18 protein-coding genes are annotated in these 18612 nt (G+C 60.0%); 7 read left to right on the top strand and 11 right to left on the bottom strand.

The features are described from left to right. Positions 1–2 precede the first annotated feature (2 nt). The 3 genes from moaB (at position 3) to AC0V6T_RS05595 (ending at position 2083) form a co-directional block, all read left to right on the top strand. Entirely contained in the window at positions 3–533 is a 531-nt protein-coding gene (gene moaB / locus AC0V6T_RS05605) for a molybdenum cofactor biosynthesis protein B (RefSeq protein ID WP_486125047.1), read from the top strand. Positions 534–712: 179 nt separating this feature from the next. Next, positions 713–1807, top strand: a complete 1095-nt coding sequence (locus AC0V6T_RS05600; protein ID WP_486125045.1) for a PA0069 family radical SAM protein — start codon at positions 713–715, stop codon at positions 1805–1807. A gap of 123 nt (positions 1808–1930) precedes the next feature. Further along, entirely contained in the window at positions 1931–2083 is a 153-nt protein-coding gene (locus AC0V6T_RS05595; RefSeq protein ID WP_486125043.1) for a hypothetical protein, read from the top strand. A 42-nt stretch (positions 2084–2125) separates the two neighbouring features. Here the strand turns inward: AC0V6T_RS05595 and AC0V6T_RS05590 are convergent, their stop codons facing one another. Beyond that, on the bottom strand, positions 2126–2953 hold the full coding sequence (locus AC0V6T_RS05590) for a universal stress protein (RefSeq protein ID WP_486125041.1): 828 nt from the start codon (positions 2951–2953) through the stop codon (positions 2126–2128). Positions 2954–3364: 411 nt separating this feature from the next. Here AC0V6T_RS05590 and AC0V6T_RS05585 point away from each other — a divergent pair, with 411 nt between their 5' ends. Next, positions 3365–5206, top strand: a complete 1842-nt coding sequence (locus AC0V6T_RS05585) for a S8 family peptidase (protein WP_486125039.1) — start codon at positions 3365–3367, stop codon at positions 5204–5206. Positions 5207–5236: 30 nt separating this feature from the next. After that, the gene (locus AC0V6T_RS05580) at positions 5237–5542 is read left to right on the top strand and encodes a hypothetical protein (RefSeq protein ID WP_007164377.1); all 306 of its coding nucleotides are present in this window, start codon (positions 5237–5239) and stop codon (positions 5540–5542) included. Here AC0V6T_RS05580 and AC0V6T_RS05575 read toward each other — a convergent pair. Genes AC0V6T_RS05575 through AC0V6T_RS05565 form a run of 3 tightly spaced genes read right to left on the bottom strand, consistent with a single transcriptional unit; the run spans position 5539 to position 8071 of the window. Then, positions 5539–5979, bottom strand: a complete 441-nt coding sequence (locus tag AC0V6T_RS05575) for a DUF1330 domain-containing protein (RefSeq protein ID WP_486125037.1) — start codon at positions 5977–5979, stop codon at positions 5539–5541. The two genes, AC0V6T_RS05580 and AC0V6T_RS05575, sit on opposite strands and share 4 nt — an antisense overlap. A 20-nt stretch (positions 5980–5999) precedes the next feature. Beyond that, entirely contained in the window at positions 6000–6455 is a 456-nt protein-coding gene (locus AC0V6T_RS05570) for a DUF411 domain-containing protein (protein ID WP_486125035.1), read from the bottom strand. Between the two features lie 5 nt (positions 6456–6460). After that, complete coding sequence (locus AC0V6T_RS05565; protein ID WP_486125033.1) at positions 6461–8071, bottom strand: long-chain fatty acid--CoA ligase; 1611 nt, start codon at positions 8069–8071, stop codon at positions 6461–6463. 202 nt (positions 8072–8273) lie between these two features. Here AC0V6T_RS05565 and AC0V6T_RS05560 point away from each other — a divergent pair, with 202 nt between their 5' ends. Beyond that, a complete protein-coding gene (locus AC0V6T_RS05560) occupies positions 8274–9410 on the top strand; it encodes an OmpA family protein (protein WP_486125031.1) in 1137 nt (378 codons plus the stop codon). Between the two features lie 265 nt (positions 9411–9675). After that, positions 9676–10812 carry an OmpA family protein gene (locus tag AC0V6T_RS05555; protein WP_486125029.1) on the top strand — a complete coding sequence of 379 codons (1137 nt, stop codon included), beginning with the start codon at positions 9676–9678 and terminating at the stop codon, positions 10810–10812. A 56-nt stretch (positions 10813–10868) separates the two neighbouring features. Here AC0V6T_RS05555 and AC0V6T_RS05550 read toward each other — a convergent pair whose 3' ends face one another. The 7 genes from AC0V6T_RS05550 to AC0V6T_RS05520 form a co-directional block, all read right to left on the bottom strand. After that, on the bottom strand, positions 10869–11660 hold the full coding sequence (locus AC0V6T_RS05550; protein WP_486125027.1) for a DUF4019 domain-containing protein: 792 nt from the start codon (positions 11658–11660) through the stop codon (positions 10869–10871). Next, positions 11660–15160 carry a DNA polymerase III subunit alpha gene (gene dnaE, locus AC0V6T_RS05545; protein WP_486125025.1) on the bottom strand — a complete coding sequence of 1167 codons (3501 nt, stop codon included), beginning with the start codon at positions 15158–15160 and terminating at the stop codon, positions 11660–11662. The genes AC0V6T_RS05550 and dnaE overlap by 1 nt, the downstream gene beginning before the upstream one ends. A 74-nt stretch (positions 15161–15234) precedes the next feature. Beyond that, entirely contained in the window at positions 15235–15714 is a 480-nt protein-coding gene (locus tag AC0V6T_RS05540; RefSeq protein ID WP_007164385.1) for a glutathione peroxidase, read from the bottom strand. Beyond that, a complete protein-coding gene (locus tag AC0V6T_RS05535; RefSeq protein WP_486125023.1) occupies positions 15711–16244 on the bottom strand; it encodes a hypothetical protein in 534 nt (177 codons plus the stop codon). The genes AC0V6T_RS05540 and AC0V6T_RS05535 overlap by 4 nt, the downstream gene beginning before the upstream one ends. Before the next feature lie 108 nt (positions 16245–16352). Beyond that, positions 16353–16631: a hypothetical protein gene (locus AC0V6T_RS05530; protein ID WP_486125021.1), complete on the bottom strand. Its 279-nt coding sequence runs from the start codon at positions 16629–16631 to the stop codon at positions 16353–16355. A gap of 72 nt (positions 16632–16703) precedes the next feature. Further along, on the bottom strand, positions 16704–17378 hold the full coding sequence (locus AC0V6T_RS05525) for an ABC transporter ATP-binding protein (protein WP_486125019.1): 675 nt from the start codon (positions 17376–17378) through the stop codon (positions 16704–16706). Next, positions 17371–18609: a lipoprotein-releasing ABC transporter permease subunit gene (locus tag AC0V6T_RS05520; protein WP_486125017.1), complete on the bottom strand. Its 1239-nt coding sequence runs from the start codon at positions 18607–18609 to the stop codon at positions 17371–17373. The genes AC0V6T_RS05525 and AC0V6T_RS05520 overlap by 8 nt, the downstream gene beginning before the upstream one ends. Between the last annotated feature and the right edge of the window lie 3 nt (positions 18610–18612).

Here is an 18612-nt window from a genome sequence, read left to right as displayed (position 1 = left end):
CGATGGCGATTGACGAGACCTTACCCTTCACTCCGATCAACATCGCTGTCCTGACCGTCTCTGACACGCGCACCCGCGATAACGACACCTCCGGCGACATTCTTGCAGCAAGGATCGAAGCCGCCGGTCACACCATCGCCGAACGCGCCATTATCAAGGATGATGCGATCCTGCTGGTGGACGAGATCGAAAGCTGGATCGACAATCCCAACATCGACGCGATCATCTCGACCGGAGGCACTGGCCTCACCGGCCGCGACGTCACCCCTGAAGCGCTCTCGCGTATCGACGGCGGGCGCGACATTCCCGGCTTTGGCGAGCTGTTTCGCTGGATCAGCTACAAGTCCATCGGCACCAGCACCGTGCAGTCGCGCGCCTGCGCCATCGTCGCAAGGGGCACTTACATCTTTGCACTTCCCGGCTCTAATGGAGCGGTCAAGGATGGCTGGGACGGCATCCTTGCCGAGCAGCTCGACAGCCGCAACAGGCCCTGCAATTTCGTCGAACTGATGCCGCGACTTCGCGAATCCTGAATCCTAGCGTTTTCAGCGCCTTACCTGAGAAGTGGACCGCATGTTACACGGTCCTAGGGCTAAAATCCGTCCTCCTCTCAAATGGCAATTTCGAGGGTCTGCCCCATGCCCTTTCGCGCACCATGTAGGAAAGCGAAATCGGGTGACAAACGCGTGTATGTTCTTTATATGTTCCACCCATGCGTTACCCCGACCATCCCGATTTCGAGCGCGGTCGAGGTGCCGCCTCTGGCGGTGTCTCGACACGCTTTGGCCTCGCCACGCGTGAGCTGGATGGAGACTGGCGCGACCATATGGAATCGCTTGATGGACCGCCGGTAAAGTTGCGCACGACTGTGACCGAGGAGCGACCTCAAACGATCCTCACCTTCAACAAATCGCCGGATGTCCCCTTCGACCGTTCTATCAACGCCTATCGCGGTTGCGAACATGGCTGCATCTATTGCTTTGCGCGCCCTACCCACGCCTATCACGATCTCTCACCCGGCCTGGACTTTGAAACACAGCTGTTCGCAAAGCCCAATGCAGCTGAACTGCTTCGAGAAACGCTGGCGAAACGCAAATACAAGCCACAACCGATTGCGCTGGGGACCAACACCGATCCGTATCAGCCAATAGAGAAGCGTTACCGCATCACCCGCGACATTCTCGAAGTGTGTTTGGAAGCGCGGCATCCGGTCACAATCACGACGAAGTCCGACCGAGTAACGCGGGACGCTGACCTGCTTGAGGAGATGGCGAGCCGCAACCTTGTAGCCGTCGCGATTTCGGTCACGACGCTAGACCCGGTTCTGTCAGGCAAGCTCGAACCGCGCTGCCCTGCCCCAGCGAAACGCGTGGCGGCGCTTGGCAAGCTGGTCGAGATTGGGGTGCCGGTGCATTGCTCTATCTCCCCGATCATCCCGGCGATTACCGATGAGTTCATGGAGAGCATTATCGAGCGGGTTGCGGCGCTCGGCGTCAAAAGCGTTGGATGGATCCCCTTGCGCCTTCCGCATGAAGTCTCACCATTGTTTCGCGAGTGGCTCGATGTTCATTACCCGGATCGTGCAGGCAAGGTGATGAGCATTGTGCGATCCATCAGGAATGGTCGCGATAACGATCCCGACTTTTTCACGCGGATGAAGCCAACCGGCGTCTGGGCTGACCTTCTGCGAACCCGCTTCCGCGTGGCGTGCAAGCGAGCCGGAATAGGCAAGGGCAAGGCGCAATTCGATCTCGATTGCTCTAGGTTCAGACCGCCGGAATTGGGCGGTCAATTGCGACTATTCTAACACTGCGTGATTGTCGCTATTTGGAATTATACTGTATTTTTACGGGCCTTTTACGCAAGATTAACTTAATTCGGTTTCTAATTGCCACCGTCAAATAACTTTGGTGCAATTGGGAAGTAGACGATGACAACGAACCACAATTCCAGCAACGCTAGCGCATCTGACCGTCGCAGCTCCGATCGCCGTTCGGGCGATCGCCGCAAGGCAGACACCGCTTATGAGGGCCCGGATCGTCGCAAGCATGTCCGGCGCTCGGGCGAAGAACGCCGCGTGTAGTGTTCTTTTCGCAGACTAGCGCCCTCGTCTGTTGAGGCGTCGCTACTCTGCGTCTGCAGAATTGATTACCAGTGTATCGGCTTCGAGATATCGCAAGAGGTCGCTGGTAACGCTGCCGATAGTTGCCTGCCTGAAGCCGCTTGTCCCGTGGCTGCCAAGAACCACTAGCGCGTTCGGGTTTACCTCGAGCCCCTTTCGAAGCGCATCGCACGCATCGCCGCGGTTCGTTTCGCTAGTCGCGTCGGCAAGGCGCCCTTCCCGCTCTGCAAGTCCAGCCATGAATTCAGCGAGCTTGTTTTTGTGATCGCGCTCGACCTCTTCGGCAGCGTAGGCGTCCTTGTTGAACGCCTGAAACGGCACTTGCCACGCGTTGACAACATGCACCTTGGCGTTGGGAAGCATTCGCGCTGCGGTAAGTATCGCGTGCGCTGAGCCGGGAGAGAAGTCGGTGCCAGCCACGATCTCGCGATAATCTGTGTGGGCGCGCATCTTGACCACGAGAACGGGTTTGGTGGTCGATCGAAGGATGTAGTCGACAGCGGTACCAAGAAAGTAGTCGCCGAGCGTATTGTACCGCGCCGGTCCAAGGACCAGCAGGTCCACGTCATGCTTGTCGCACGAATGAGCAATCGCCTTGGTCGGCGTTCCGCTTGGGAACAGAAACTGCACGTCGCCATCTGCAGCCTCAAGCCCGGTCGAAAGGCGCATTTTGCGAGTGAGGTCATCCATGTCCGGCTGATCGTCTGCCGCCTGATTGGTCGCGTGAACGACCAGCAATTTGCCGCCCATCTGCTTTTGCAAAAGCTTTGCCCGATCGACCGCCCTGTCTGCTCTGGGGCTGAAATCGGTGGCGACGGCAACGGTTGGCATCGTGTTTTCTCCGCTAGCTTTGAGTTTCAACAAGCCTAGCCAAGAGCGCGATGTCGGGCAATTTCGATCCGCTAGCGCCAGATGGCTTAGGCCGCCGGTTCGTCACGCCGACGCGATATCAGGCAGAAAGACAGCGTAAGATCTGATCAAGAAGCGACAAAACAAATTGAAATGTAGTTTAGTTAATATAACTGTAAACTAACGATCCACGGTCAATAACCTGACAATTGTCGATTCTATACCATCTTCCCTTAATGCAAAAACGTAGTATCCGAGTCGGTCATTTGAAAAGCATTGAACTTAAAGTCCCATATATTTTGGGATTGATGACCTATGCGTGATTGCAACGAGAGGGAACAATAAAGGTCGCTCAATCACTTGTTCTACAAAACTAAAAACAGGAACAGGATCATGAGCTTAGTAAAACTTCTAATCGAAATGGAAGAGGATCGCGGCCTCGCGGCAGCTTCCACAGGCAAATTCGAAGCCGGTGCCGCCACCGAAAAGGCGATGAAGAAATCAAAGACGGTCACCGCTGCAGACGATGTCTCCAGCATCACTTTGGATACCGACTTCGGCGTGACGGAAATGACCGATCTTGCCGGCGGAGCAGGCGAAGCGCGCTTTGCTGCCTTCGACGACGATTTCGGCTTCGACATGGCTTCCGAAGAGGACGGCGAGAACATTTCCATGGAAGACGACGGGTTTGATGCTCAACCCTCGGTCGAAACCACCTACCTCATGCGCTGCAACGTCGATTCCGACGATGCTGAAAAGGCGGCGAAGGAGCTGATGAAGAAGCCAGGTGTTCGGGGCGTCTATTCCGACGTCACGATCGAGCCATGCCTCATTTGTCCCGGATCGCCTCCGCAGGGAAACGACCGGACGGTTGAGCGGCTGCTTTGCACCAGCACCCTGCACCGCATGGGAGCGGACGGTGAAGGCGTGCTCGTCGCGATTGTCGATAGCGGCATCAACATGGCGCATATCCGCTCGAAGGGGAAAAATCCCGGTTTCGATGCGGCCCGCAGCTGGGTTCCGCGCGCCGGTTTAACGCCGGGCAATCTGCCAGTCGGACACGGCACGATGTGCGCTTTCGACGCGTGTATTGCGGCGCCCAAATGCACCCTGCTCGACATCGCACTGCTTCAAACGCGGGCAACCGGCGGCACGGTGATGGAAGGCTTCCTGTCCGATGCCGTGCGCGCATACCAGCACCTTATCCGCGTGATGCGCGCTCCGCGTCGCCCTGGTGAGACACGCTCGCTGGTGGTCAACAACAGCTGGGGCATGTTCCATCCATCGTGGGATTACCCCGTCGGTCATCCGGGCAATTACAGCGACAACCCCGGTCACCCGTTCAACCGGATCGTGACCACCCTGGCCCGCCACGGCGCAGACATCCTGTTTGCGGCAGGCAATTGCGGAAGCGACTGCCCCGATGGTCGCTGCAGAGGTGTGACTACTCGCGCAATCTATGGCGCGAACAGCCACCCGCAGGTGCTCTCGGTCGCTGGTGTCGACACCACGAAGACCCGCGTCGGCTATTCGAGCAAGGGCCCGGGCCGTCTTGTGCGCAACAAGCCGGATATCTCCGGATACACGCACTTTCAGGGTTCGGGCGTCTATGCCGCCGATGGGGGAACCTCAGCAGCTTGCCCCGTTGTTGCGGGCGTGGTTGCGGCGGTCCGTTCGAAGCGGCCTTATGTCGCAGGAAACGCATCGCGAACCCCGGCAGCCATTCGTCAGCTGATTACCAACACCGCGCAGGATCTTGGTACGCGAGGATATGATTTCTCGCACGGTTATGGCGTGGTCAACGGGTGCGCGATCGCGCGGCGCTTGCGGCCGATCATCATCGACATATGCCGCACTCATCCGCACATCTGTCGCCCGATCCCGCTGCCGCGCGACATCTGCCGCCGTTTCCCGCGGCTGTGTCGTCCGCGTCTGCCGATCCCGCGGCCACCGCGTCCCATCCCCATCCCGCCGATCCCGCCGCGCCCGCCGCGTCCTCGTCAGGAAGCTGAGTTCGATTTCTTCGACGAGTACGATGGCGATGCGCAGAGCGGCGATATGGGCATGCTCGACCTAAGCGACGGCAGTGCGCTAGAAGAGCTGAGCGTGGAAGAAATGGCCGAACTGTTCTACTATGTCGGCCAATACCAAGCGCTTGTAGGCTCAGACGGCGCCGCGCCGCCCGCGCCTGCCGGCGGCAAATCCGGAGGCGGTGACTGCGGCTGTGGTGGCTAGCATTCACCCCTGAAAGAGAGACGATCGGTCATGGCTCAGGATCAACCCAAGGTGATGGTGCAGTTCCATTTCGATGGAGACCCGCCCGATCCTGACGCCGTGGCCGAACGTTTCGGCATCCCGCGCGATGCCATCGATGAAGATTTCGGCGTGATTGTCACCGACGAAGTCGAAAAGCTGTGCACCGTGCTCGTCCCGGCGGACGTGGCCGAGAAAATGAACGAGCAACTCGGCCGCTCGACACCCGACGCGTCACCGGACGAAGGATCGTTCTCTAACCCGCGCATCGCCCCATTCGGCCTGCCGGAAGACGATTGCGAGAGCGGCTCGGACTAGCCGAATCCTCCGCCGACTTCGCCCGGTTTGAAACGCATCAGGCGGCTGTCCACCAGCGCGGCAGTGCGATTGATGACGGCTTTCTGGTAGCCGGGGTCCTTGATCATCTCGAAGAAAGCGCCCGCATTGGGGTATTGCGCGACAAAGCCGTCGTGCCAGACCTTTTCGTCAGGCTCCGGCCCTGTCACCATCGTCTGGAAAGCACCGCGCCAGACGATTTCGCCGCCCACGCGGTTGAAGATCGGGCCAGAGGTTACGCCGTACTCCTCGTAAGCGCGCCTGCCGCTCCAGCCATTGCCATGATGCTGGTGGCCCTCGGGATATTCGGCCAGCTCGCGGTATCGCAGCAGGTTGAGCATGTGGATCGGCTCGTCGCGCGGGAGATCCTTGAACGCCTGAAAATTGGCAGGCGACGGGTCGATGTAGCTCTTCGCCATGAGACTGCGCTCCTTCAGGTTCAGGACTGCGAGGGGCCGTGGGTGGACCACACCCGGTGGCGTCCATCGGCCATAATCAGCACGACCTGATAGCGGTCAACGCGGCTGCCCCGCTCCATTCCGGGCGAGCCGACTGGCATTCCGGGAACGCTGAGGCCGACCGCGTCGGGCCGCTTTTCGAGCAGGCGCTTAATGTCCTCTGCGGGAACATGTCCTTCGATCACGTAGCCTTCGACCATGGCGGTGTGGCAGCCGCGCAGGTTGCGCGGAACGCCCGCCTCATCGGCTATCGGATTGAGGTCCTCGACATTGCGCACGTCGAGCGTAAAGCCAGCGGCTTCCATCCGCTCGACCCACACAGCGCAGCACCCGCACCACGGGGTCTTGGCCACGTCGATGACGGATGCCGCTGCCGAAGAGGTGCACGCAAGCAGCGCAAGGGGTGCGAACAGGGTTGCGATGCGGTTCTTCATCATGGCCCTCACGCCTCCAGCTTGTAATCCGAGAACCGGTCGCGCAGATCTTTCTTCGAGATCTTGCCGGTCGCGGTGTGCGGGATATCGTCGACGAACTCGACCGCGTCGGGCAGCCACCACTTCGCCACGAGCGGCTTCAAGTGCTCAATGATATCATCACCAGTGCATTCGGCCCCTTCGTTCTTGATAACGAACAGCACCGGGCGTTCGTCCCACTTGGGGTGGAACATGCCGACGCACGCCGCCTCGGCGACGGCAGGGTGACCGACGGCTGCGTTTTCCAGCTCGACCGAGCTGATCCATTCCCCGCCCGACTTGATCACGTCCTTGGTCCGGTCGGTAAGCTGCAGCGTGCCGTCCGGGTGCAGGATGCCGACGTCACCAGTGTCGAACCAGCCTTCGTTGTTCACTGCATCCTGTTCCGCCTTGAAGTAGCGCTTGATGATCCATGGTCCCCGGATCTGGAGCGCGCCGGAAGTCATTCCGTCTCGCGGCAATTCGGTCGCCATGTCGTCGAGGTCCACGGTGCGCAGCTCGACGCCGAAAACGGGGCGGCCCTGCATGGCGCACTTGTCGACCTTCTCATCAAGCGTGAGCGTATCCCAGTCCCAGGTCGGGCCACCGACCGTGCCGATGGGACTGGTCTCGGTCATGCCCCAGGCGTGCTGCACGCGCGTGCCATTTTCAAGGAGGCGCTTGATCATGAACTTGGGAGCAGCCGAACCGCCAATAGTCGCGGCTTTCAAGGGCGGCAGGTCGAGGCCCTCCTTGTCGCAATACTGGAAGTGAGCGAGCCAGACGGTCGGCACGCCCGCGCTGTCGGTGACACCCTCCTTGATCATCATCTCGTGCAGCACAGCCGGGTCGTTTACCGCCGAGAACACGAACTTGATGCCAGCCATCGCGCCTGCGTAGGGTAGCCCCCAGCTGGCCGCGTGGAACATCGGGACCACGGGGAGCATCACCGACGCGCTCGAGAAGTTGAAAGCGGCAGGCTGAAGCCCGCTGATGGCGTGCATCACGGTGGAGCGGTGTTCGTACTGGACGCCCTTGGGATTGCCGGTAGTGCCGCTGGTGTAACAGATCATGCACGGATCGCGCTCGTCTCCGGCGAACCATTCGGTCTCGCCATTCTGTTCGCCGATCCAATCCTCGAAGCTGGTCGTGTGCTCGCCGGAATCGTAGCAGATGTAGTGCTCGACCGTGGGCCAGCGGTCCTTCATCGCATCGACGATCGGCTGAAATGCTGCATCGTAAAGCAGCACGCGGTCTTCGGCGTGGGTGACGATGTACTCGAGCTGATCTTCGAACAGACGCGGGTTTACCGTGTGGAGCACCCCGCCCATGCCAGCAACGCCGTACCAGCTTACGAGGTGACGCGAATGGTTCATCGCAAGGCTCGCAACGCGTTCGCCCGGCTTGATGCCAAGAGCCTTCAATGCCTGCGCCATCTTCAGCGCATCTTCGCGGATACCGGCCCAGTTGGTGCGGGTTTCGCTGCCGTCGGCCCAGCGCGTCACGATTTCCCGCGCTCCGGCTTCGCGTGCGGCATGGTCGATCACCGACGTGATCCGCATGCTCCAGTCCTGCATGGCACCCAGGTTCTGCGTCTGCATGGTTGTTTCTCTCTCTCCTGAAAAATAATCGGCCGCAAAAAGCAGCCTCTCTCCGGTGGGGATCATGGCGCGCAGACCCGCGCATTGCAATCGGCGATCCTCGCATCGGACAGATGTATGACAAGGTGAAGGAATGCGTCACGTACCTGCCATAGGCGCAGCTTACCCGCCCAAGAGAGTTCAAAACTCAGTGAGGGTTACAATGAAAAGAACAGCACTTTTGCTTGCTACCACTGCGGTAGCAATTGCCGCACCTGCGCAAGCGCGCGAGGGGCAGGCATATGTCGGTCTCGAAGCGGGCATCAACGATGGCAACCAGATCGACATCGATCTCGCCGATACCGATCCGCAGACCAACGCGGCCTTTGCCGATCCGAACCTCGGTTTCGATGCCGACGTGATCTTCGGATACGATTTCGGTTGGTTCCGGATTGAAGCCGAGGGTTCCTACAAGAACAACGGCATCGACGATGTCACCCTGCTCAACCCGACCTTCACTGCGGGCGGTCAGACAACTCCGGTCAGCTTCGTAAGCTCGTCTGCCGACATCAACATCATCAGCGGCATGGTGAATGCTCTGGTCGAGTTCGGCAATGACGACGGCATCCAGGTCTATGCCGGGGGCGGTGCCGGTATCGCGCGGGTCGACCTTTCGATCGAACCTGCCAATTTCGGCAGCCTCATCGACGACTCCAGCAGCGACTTCGCTTACCAGGCAATCGCCGGTTTCCGGGTTCCCGTGAACGATCGGATGGATGTCGGCCTCAAGTATCGCTACTTTGTCGTGGACGAGTTTGAGCTCGACGCATCGAACGGCAACCCGATTGAGGTCGACTATCAATCGCACTCGGTTATGGCGAGCGTCATCTGGAACCTCGGTGGTCAGGCTGCGCCCCCGCCGCCTCCTCCGCCCCCGCCGCCTCCTCCTCCGCCTCCCCCACCGCCGCCACCGCCGCCTGCTCCTCCGCCCCCGCCGCCTGCTCCGGCTTGCAACACGGGGCCCTACATCGTGTTTTTCGATTTCGATGAGAGCGCGATCACGGCGGACGCTGCGACGATCCTCGACAATGCCATCACCGCCTATGCGAATTGCGGCACGGCGCGCGTGATGCTCGCCGGTCATACAGACCGGTCGGGCAGCGTGAGCTACAACATGGCTCTGGCCGAGCGCCGAAATATGAGCGTCATGGAATACATGACCGCACGCGGTGTCCCTTCGGCCCGTATCGCAAGCGAAGCCTTCGGGGAATCGCAGCCGCGCGTTCCCACCGCTGACGGTGTGCGCGAACTGCAAAACCGCCGTGTCGAAGTCACCTACGGCCCCGGTTCGGGCATGTAAGAAGCACCATCAATAGAATTCGCTAGAGGGGCCGGAGCAATCCGGCCCCTTCTTTTTTCGGTGGGCGCAAACGCGCCTGACCCAAGTAATTGTCCTCATTGCGATTGCCTGAGCCGATGCCATTGGTCGCAAGAATGAGGCTGACGACCGACTATTTCACACAGTGCGAAGAAATTTTGGAACCTTGAACAAAGTCACGGATTATTGTCACAACCACCACGATCCCCCTTTTGCGTGGTTGGTCAAATACATAGTGAGGACAAAAATGAGAAAAACAGCGATTCTGCTCGCCAGCACGGCGGCAATCATCGCAGTCCCCGCGCAAGCGCGCGAGGGACAGGTCTACGCCGGTATCGGCGGGGGCATCATCTTTGAAGACCAGATCGAGATCGAAAGCGAACCCTTCCAGGGCACCCCGCCGCTGAACGAATCATTCGTCAACACCGGTACCGGGATCGAACTGGAAGCCGTGGTCGGTTACGACTTTGGCATGTTCCGTCTCGAGGCAGAGGCAACTTACAAGGCGCAGGACCATGACACCTTCGTCGTGACCAGCCCGAACAACACTCTCGGTGTCCCCGGTGGATTCCGCACCGGTCCCGACAGCACTCAAGACACCCTGACCGCAATGCTCAACGGCATGATCGACATCGGCGACGATGACGGCCTGCAGTTCTTCGTCGGTGCCGGCGCTGGTTTTGCCAATGTCACCTTCGAACTGAGCGACCCTGTCAACGGCACCTTTGCTGATGATAGCGACACGACCTTTGCATATCAGGGCATTGCTGGTGCGCGCTATCCGATCGCGGACAATGCCGATATCGGCATCAAGTATCGCTACTTCCGCGCTGACAACGTCGAAGTCGAAGGCTTCGGTGGCAACGGTCTTGAGCTATTTCAGGAATCGCACTCGATTCTCGGCACGCTGACATTCAACTTCGGTGGTCAGGATGCGCCGCCTCCGCCGCCTCCTCCCCCGCCGCCGCCACCGCCGCCGCCTCCCCCGCCACCGCCGCCGCCACCGCCGCCGCCCGCTCCTGAGCTGGCACCGTGTAACACCGGCCCCTACATCGTTTTCTTCGACTTTGATGAAAGCACGATCACAGCGGATGCAGCGACGATCCTCGACAATGCGGTTACCGCATACTCGAACTGCGGCACGGCGCGCGTCATGCTTGCCGGTCACACCGACCGTTCGGGCAGCGTGAGCTACAACATGGCTCTGGCCGAGCGTCGCAACATGAGCGTCATGGAATACATGACCGCACGCGGTGTGCCTTCGGGCCGCATTGCAAGCGAGGCATTCGGCGAATCGCAGCCGCGCGTTCCCACCGCTGACGGTGTGCGCGAACTGCAAAACCGCCGCGTCGAAATCACTTACGGTCCGGGTTCGGGCATGTAAGCGAAGTTCGAAGCTTGAATTGCGAAAGGGGCCGGAGGGATCCGGCCCCTTTTTCGTTACCGGTCGCCTTCTAGCGGGGTGATCTTGTAATCGACCACCTGCCACTCCGATCCCACGCGTTCTAGAACGACCCGCTCGATCTGACGGTTTTCGTATTCAAACAGCGAGTTGAACACGACGATTTCGTACTCACCGCCTTCCCGGCCCTTGAACTCGTCCGTGCGCGTAACGGTGGCTAGCGAGCGGTCCTGAATGTCGCCCTTCGTCATGCGAAGCGTCAGCCCGAACTTCCATTTGCCGAGCGAATACTGGTCGCGCAGCGTCTCTCCCGCCTCTTCGTAGCTTTCGTCAAATTTGCCAAAGTCGATGAGGCCGAGCCAGCGCCGCGCCTGTAGTTCGGATTGGGATGGCCGCGGTGCCACCGATGCGCTCTCGGTTGAAGGCGCTTGCGAGGGGACGACCGCCAAGATTGCGAGCGATAAAGCCAGAGTAAATGACATGATCAGAATACCTTTCCGCCGCGCTGCGAACTGGAAAATTCCGGTTTCGCTTCGATCCGCGGCAGATGGATCATCCTGATTTTCTTGGTTTTCCTGTACCCCCAAAGGATTGTGCACAAGGGATTTGGGGTCCGACGCGTTCGATCCATTCTCGGCGCTGGCGAGTAGCCTTGCGGCTTCCTTGCTTGTGGTAACGCCCAGTTTGCGCCGCGCGCTGCGCAGGCGATCGTTGAGCGTGTGCACCGAAATATCGAGCTCATTGGCCGACGATTTTGCATCGTACCCCGCCAACAGCAGCCGCAGCGCCTCCTTCTCCTTGTCGGTGAGCTCCGCGACCGGATCGGACATCAGGCCACCAGCTTGAGGTTCGCCCGTCCTCGAAGCGGTTCGAGCGCGACGTTCTCGATACCCTCCGCCTGTGCAAGCCGCTCGGCAAGCTCGCCATCGAGAACAAAGTTAGAGCCGAGCCGCATATGCGCTTCGTCGTCAGGTCCGAGGATAAGCCGAACAAGCACTTCGCCAGGTGCCTTCTGGTCGTGGGTCAATTCCAGTTTCAGCTCTGCCAGCCCATCGAGGCTGGTCACATCCATCTTGAGGATCATCGGTGTGCTGCCCGTTACCGAGGAAAGCGGCCTTGCTCCGCGTACTGTGAGACGGGGAGGCTCACCAGGATTGGGAGAATCGAGCTCAACCGTGAGTAGCACGCATTCGCCGCTATCGGCCCAGTTCTGGAAGCTGGAGACGAGCGACTCCTCGAAACACGCCGCCGAGAATTGGCCCGAGGAGTCCGAGAACTGTCCGCGCACGAACTCCGCCCCGCGCTTGGTGCGGCCCTTGCCAGCGCTCTCGACCATGGCCGCGATCACGGCGGTCCCTCGACCACCGGGAGGCGCGCCAGCATCCATCAGACTTTGATAGGTGCGCGCGCCCTGTGCGGAGGCGACCTCGCGATATTGCTGGACCGGGTGAGCGGAGAAATAGAAGCCGAAGTTCTCGCGCTCCTTCGCCATCTGATCGGGCCGCGACCAGCTTTCAGCAGGTTGCAGGCGCAAGTCCTCCTGCGGAGCATTCTCGCCGCCAAAGAGACCGCCCTGCCCGCTCGACCGCTCCCGTGCCGCCGCATCGGCGGTGGCGAGTAGCAGGTCGGCGTTGGCGAACAATTCTCCACGGTTGGGGTAGAGCCCGTCTAGCGCACCTGCGCAGATCAACCCTTCGAGCTGACGCCGATTCATCGCGCCTTGCGGCATGCGTTCGAACAGATCCTTGAGGCTCTCAAATGGTCCATTGGCGCGGCGTTCGGAAACAATCGCCTCCATCGCCTTCTCACCGACATTGCGAATGCCTGCAAGCGCATAGCGGACCGCGTAGCCATCGTCGGTCTGCTCGACCGTGAAGCGCGCTTCGGAATGGTTTACGTCTGGCGGAAGCACCTCGACGCCCGACCCGTTTGCCCGTTCCGCCGGATAGCGGCGAGCATCATCGACGAAGATGTTGAGCTTTTCCGACTGGTGAAGGTCGAAGCACATCGACGCGGCGTAGAATTCTTCGGGGTAATGCGCCTTCATCCAAGCGGTCTGATAGGCGAGCAATGCGTAAGCGGCAGCGTGCGACTTGTTGAAACCGTAGCCTGCGAACTTGTCGATCAAGTCGAACAGCTCGTTCGCCTGCTTGGCCTCGATACCTGAGACGTCCTTGCAGCCTTCGACGAAGCGGCCGCGCTGGATGTCCATCTCGGCCTGGACCTTCTTGCCCATCGCGCGCCGCAAGAGGTCAGCATCGCCGAGCGAGTATCCCGCAAGGATCTGCGCGGCCTGCATGACCTGTTCCTGGTAGACGAAGATGCCGTAGGTTTCGGCGAGAATCCCCTCAAGCTTGGGATGCGGGTATTCAATCGCCACCTCGCCCGCCTTGCGCTGTCCAAACAGAGGGATGTTGTCCATCGGGCCCGGACGATAAAGCGAGACGAGCGCGATGATGTCGCCGAAATTGGATGGCTTCACCGCCTTCAGCGTACGGCGCATGCCTTCCGATTCCAACTGGAACACACCGACCGTGTTACCCATCTGCATGAGATCGTAGACCGCCGTGTCATCCAGCGGAAGCGCGCCGAGATCGATCTCGATCCCGCGCATATCGAGCAGGTCCACCGCCTTGCGCAGCACCGACAGCGTCTTTAGCCCGAGAAAGTCGAACTTCACGAGGCCGGAGCTTTCGACATTCTTCATGTCGTATTGCGTCACCGGCATATCCGAACGCGGATCGCGGTAAAGCGGAACAAGCTGCGCCAGTGGCCGGTCCCCGATCACGACACCGGCCGCGTGGGTCGAGGAGTTTCGCGGCAAACCTTCAAGCTGAAGTGCCAGATCGACGAGGCGCTTCACCTCGTTGTCGTTGTCGTATTCCTTTTTGAAATCCGCCGCTCCATTGAGAGCGCGGGGCAGCGTCCACGGATCGGTCGGATGGTTGGGCACCATCTTGCACAGGCGATCGACCTGCCCGTAGCTCATCTGCAGGATGCGCCCGCAATCGCGCAGCACCGCGCGGGCCTTCATCTTACCGAAGGTGATGATCTGAGCGACGTGGTCATGGCCATATTTCTTCTGCACGTAGCGGATGACTTCACCGCGCCGCGTTTCGCAGAAGTCGATGTCGAAGTCGGGCATCGACACACGTTCGGGGTTGAGGAAACGCTCGAACAGCAGTCCCAGCTGGATCGGGTCGAGGTCGGTAATGGTCAGCGCCCAGGCGACGATCGAGCCAGCACCCGAACCACGTCCTGGCCCGACAGGAATGCCTTGGTCCTTTGCCCATTGGATAAAGTCGGCAACGATCAGGAAGTATCCGGGAAAGCCCATCCCGACGATGATATCGATCTCGTAATCGAGGCGGTCGAAATAGACCTTGCGATCCTCGTCGGAGAGGTCCTCATAGGATGAAAGCCGCTCTTCCAGACCTGCCTTCGATTGCTCCGCCAGCATCTTTGCCTCGCCCTCGAGGTCACCGGCGAGGCTCGGCAGGATCGGGTCGCGATATGGCGGCGCGTAAGCACAGCGCTGCGCGATAACGAGGGTGTTGGCGGTTGCCTCAGGAAGATCGGCGAACAGCTCTTCCATCATGTTCGAAGACTTAACGAAGGCAGCGTGATTGGTTCGCGGGCGATCCTCGTTCTCGATGTAAGTCGAGTTTGCGATGCATAGCATGGCGTCATGCGCCTTGTGCATGTGGGGCTCGGCGAAGTTGGCGGGATTTGTCGCGACGAGCGGCAGCGCGCGATTATACGCCATTTCGATCAGCGCATCTTCTGCCCGCTCGCAAACTGGATCGCCGTGGCGTGCAAGCTCGATATAGAGGCGGTTCACGAACAGCTTGTCGAGCCGCTCGACAAAAGCGGTCGCAGTGTCGACCTGCCCCTCTGCAAGCAGACGCGTCAAAGCCCCCTCGCCCGCGCCAGTCAGCGCGATCAGGCCGTCTGTATGGCCTTCCAAATCGTCCATGACGACATGCGGCTCCAGCTCAAGCGGGCGATCAAGGTGTGCCTTCGAAACGAGATGACACAGATTGTCGTAGCCTGCCTCATCCTGCGCGAGCAGCGGCAGGTAATCGACAAGCTTGCCTTCGCTACCCTCGCGAGCAACACCCAGCAGCGTGCCGATGATCGGCTGCACGCCCTCGCTCTTGCAGGCATTGGCGAACATGACTGCACCGTAAAGGCCGTTGCGGTCACAGATCGAAATTGCCGGAAAGCCGCGCTCCTTCGCCAGCTTGGCGATCGCCTTGGGATCGATCGCTCCTTCAAGCATCGAATAGGAAGACAAAACGCGTAGCGGGACGAAGGGAGCGAAAGGCATACCCTAATCTAGGAAAATTGCCTGAAATCGGAAGCGCTGGCCTGCGCTAATTCTCCACAGATCGTGGACAATTCTCAGATCAGCTTTTCGATATCCTTTGCGATCATGCGCGGCGTGTCCTGTGGGCCGTAACGCTTTACGACATTGCCTTCGCGGTCGATCAGGAACTTGGTGAAGTTCCACTTGATCGATTTGGAGCCCATCACGCCCTTCTTCTCGCTCTTCATCCAGTCGTAGAGCGGTGATGCATCTGGCCCGTTCACGTCGATCTTGGCCATCAGTGGGAAAGTGACACCGAAATTGACCTTGCAGAATTCGGCGATCTCGTCGGCATTGCCGGGCTCCTGTGCGCCGAACTGGTTGCAGGGGAAGCCGAGAACTTCGAAATCCTTGTCCTTGAAGTCCTGATAGAGCTTTTCCAGCCCATCATACTGCGGGGTGAAACCGCATTTGGACGCGGTGTTCACCACCAGCAGGACCTTGCCCTTCTTGGTCGCAAGATCGAGCGTTTCGCCCCGGTTGGTGGTTACTTCAAAATCGGCAATCGTGGTCATTGGTCGGCTTGGTCCTTCGCCCGGTAGATGAAATCGAAGCTCGTTTGCCACGAAAGCCCATGGTCCGTCGAGGCCTCTCCGTGCTGGCGCACAGATCCGTCATCAAGTTTCGAGTAGGTCATACGCACCAAGGCGTCCTGCCCGGGCCCTGCGACATCATCCCAATAGCCGGTCAGCACCATTGCGCCATCCACGACGCCGCCCTCGAAATCGACGCGTTTGCCATCGGCGCCGACCCAGGTCTGCTCCCAGCGGTCAGTCGTGTGGTTGAGCATCGACATGCTCTGCCCGCCGGAGCCGCGAAAGGGCATCCACATTTCGCGGATCGAGCACCCGCCTGAAAGCCTTTCGATCCGGCTGTTTGCGACTTGAGTGTCGCTGCCGTTGGGGAATACGTCCCACTCGCCGACCCATAGGTCAAAGCCGCCATGCGCCTCGCTTGCGCAGGCGGGCGGCGGAGGTGCTGGCGGCGTTGGTGGAGCATCGGCTGTCGCCTGAAGCAGCGCGAGCGGAAGAACGAGTGCGATCATGTGGTACCCTCCCTGTTGGCGCGAGGGTGACCGCGGGCCAGCGAAAGCGCCACCCCTGATCTGCAAAAAGCCCACACGCACGGATCGCTGCGCGTGGGCTCTTGACCCTTATGCCTTGGGAAAGTCTTCGCGGGAGGAGAGCGCGATCGCCTCCTCGGCCGAGTACTCGCGATCGCCCTTCTTTTCGATCACGTAGTCGCCGCGCTCGCCCTCAGGCAGCATGGCGATGTGACGGATCATCTCGGCAAAGGTGCCACGGCGAAGCGCGTTACCGCCTGAAATGACACCGTCGCTGCTCGCCTTGTTATGGAGAGCCGCGCGGTCTTCCCATGCGTCTTCGTCGGTGTCGAGCGGGGTGCCTTCGAATGTGCTGGGATGGTCTGCCATGATAAATCTCCTTTGACTGAATAACCAGCCAAGGGCGCAATGGTTCACGGGTTTTTGACGCGTTCTGGCGTGCTAGCCCAGCACACCGTCATGCAATCGGACGACGCGGTCCATGCGCGCTGCGAGGCGTTCGTTATGCGTCGCAACCAACGCGGCGCTGCCCTCGCCGCGCACCAGATCGAGGAACTGTCCGAGGACCACGTCGGACGTCGCCTCGTCGAGATTGCCGGTTGGCTCATCCGCGAGCACCAAGGTCGGTTGATTGGCCAGCGCACGCGCCACGGCAACGCGCTGTTGCTCACCGCCCGAAAGCTGGCTGGGCCGGTGCGTCAGGCGGTGGCCAAGGCCGAGGCTGGACAACAGGCTTTCAGCGCGTGTCGTCGCGGTCGCCTTGTCAGTGCCAGCCACCATCTGCGGCATCACCACGTTCTCTGTCGCGTTGAAGTCGGGCAGAAGGTGGTGGAACTGATAGACAAACCCCAGATGTTCGCGCCGAACGCGCGTGCGCTGATCCGAGGCGAGCTTTTCAGCGCGCTCACCGGCAATCGTGATCGAACCTTCAAAACCGCCTTCTAGTAGTCCGACAGCCTGAAGCATGGTCGATTTGCCCGAACCAGACGGGCCTAGCAGCGCGACGATTTCGCCCGGCATGATATCCAGATCGACGCCGCGCAGCACATCAATGCGCTGACCGCCCTGTTCGAAACTGCGCTTCACATCGCGCAATGAGACAATCGGATCACTCATAACGCAGCACCTGGACCGGATCGGTGTTCGACGCCTTGAGCGCAGGATAAAGCGTTGCGAGGAAGCTGAGGCCGATGGCCAGAGCGACTACCCCGATCACTTCCCACGCATCGATGCGGACCGGCAGGCTGGTGAGAAACCGGACCTCCGGATCCCATATCTGTGCTCCAGTGACATAAGCGATGCCGTCGACGATCTCGTTGCGGAACAGGAGCAGCACGAAGCCCAGAACCAGACCGGCAATCGTACCGATCGCTCCGATAGTAGTGCCGGTCGTGACGAAGATCTTGAGCAGCGAGCGCCGCGTTGCGCCCATCGTTCGCATGATCGCGATGTCCCGCGTTTTCGCGCGAACCAGCATCACGAGGCTCGACAGGATGTTGAAGCTGGCGACCAGAACCATGAAGCTCAGCACGAAAGCCATCGCAACACGCTCGATCTCGAGCGCCTCGAACAAGGTCGAATTGATCTGCTTCCAGTCGGCGATCTGAGCGCGGCCGGTTAAATTCTGCTCCACCGCGCCGAGAATACCGCTCACATTGTCAGGGTCGGTCACGTTCACGCGAATAAGGCCGATCGTGTCGCCCATCAGGAGGAGCGTCTGCGCATCGCTCATCGGCATGACTACGAACTTTTCGTCAAAGTCGTAGAGCCCAAACTCAACAATCGCGCCAACCTCATAAGGGACCTGGCGGAAGGTGGTGCCAAACGGAGTTGTGCGGCCCGACGGATTTATCAGCGTAACCGTATCGCCAACGCGGGCGCCCATATTGGCGGCCAAGCGTGAGCCTATCGCAACCCGCCCTGCATCGGGCTGAAGCGAAGAGATATCGCCGAACAGGACCTTGTCGCTGATCAGCGCGAGATCTTCGGGAGTGTTGCCGCGAACGAAGACTGGGTTCAGCCGCCCGTTGACGCTTGCGACCAGCGGCTGTTCAATCAGCGGGGATGCATCGGTGACGCCTTCGGTGGCGCGCACTTCCTCAACAACACGCTCCCACCCATCAAGCTCGCCGCCATAGGCCTGAATAATCGCGTGACCGTTCAGCCCTGAGAACTTTTCGAGCATTTCGGTGCGAAAGCCGCCCATCACGCTCATCACGAGAACGAGCATGGCGACCGACAGCATCACCACGCCGACCGAGATTCCGGCGACGAGCGCGATAAAGCCCTCGCCCTTGCCCGGCCACAGGTAGCGCTTGGCGATCATTCTTTCGAAGGGAGTGAGCATTCA

It is taken from the genome of Erythrobacter sp. S158, from assembly GCF_057364915.1.
This window is presented reverse-complemented; position numbering and strand designations above follow the sequence as displayed.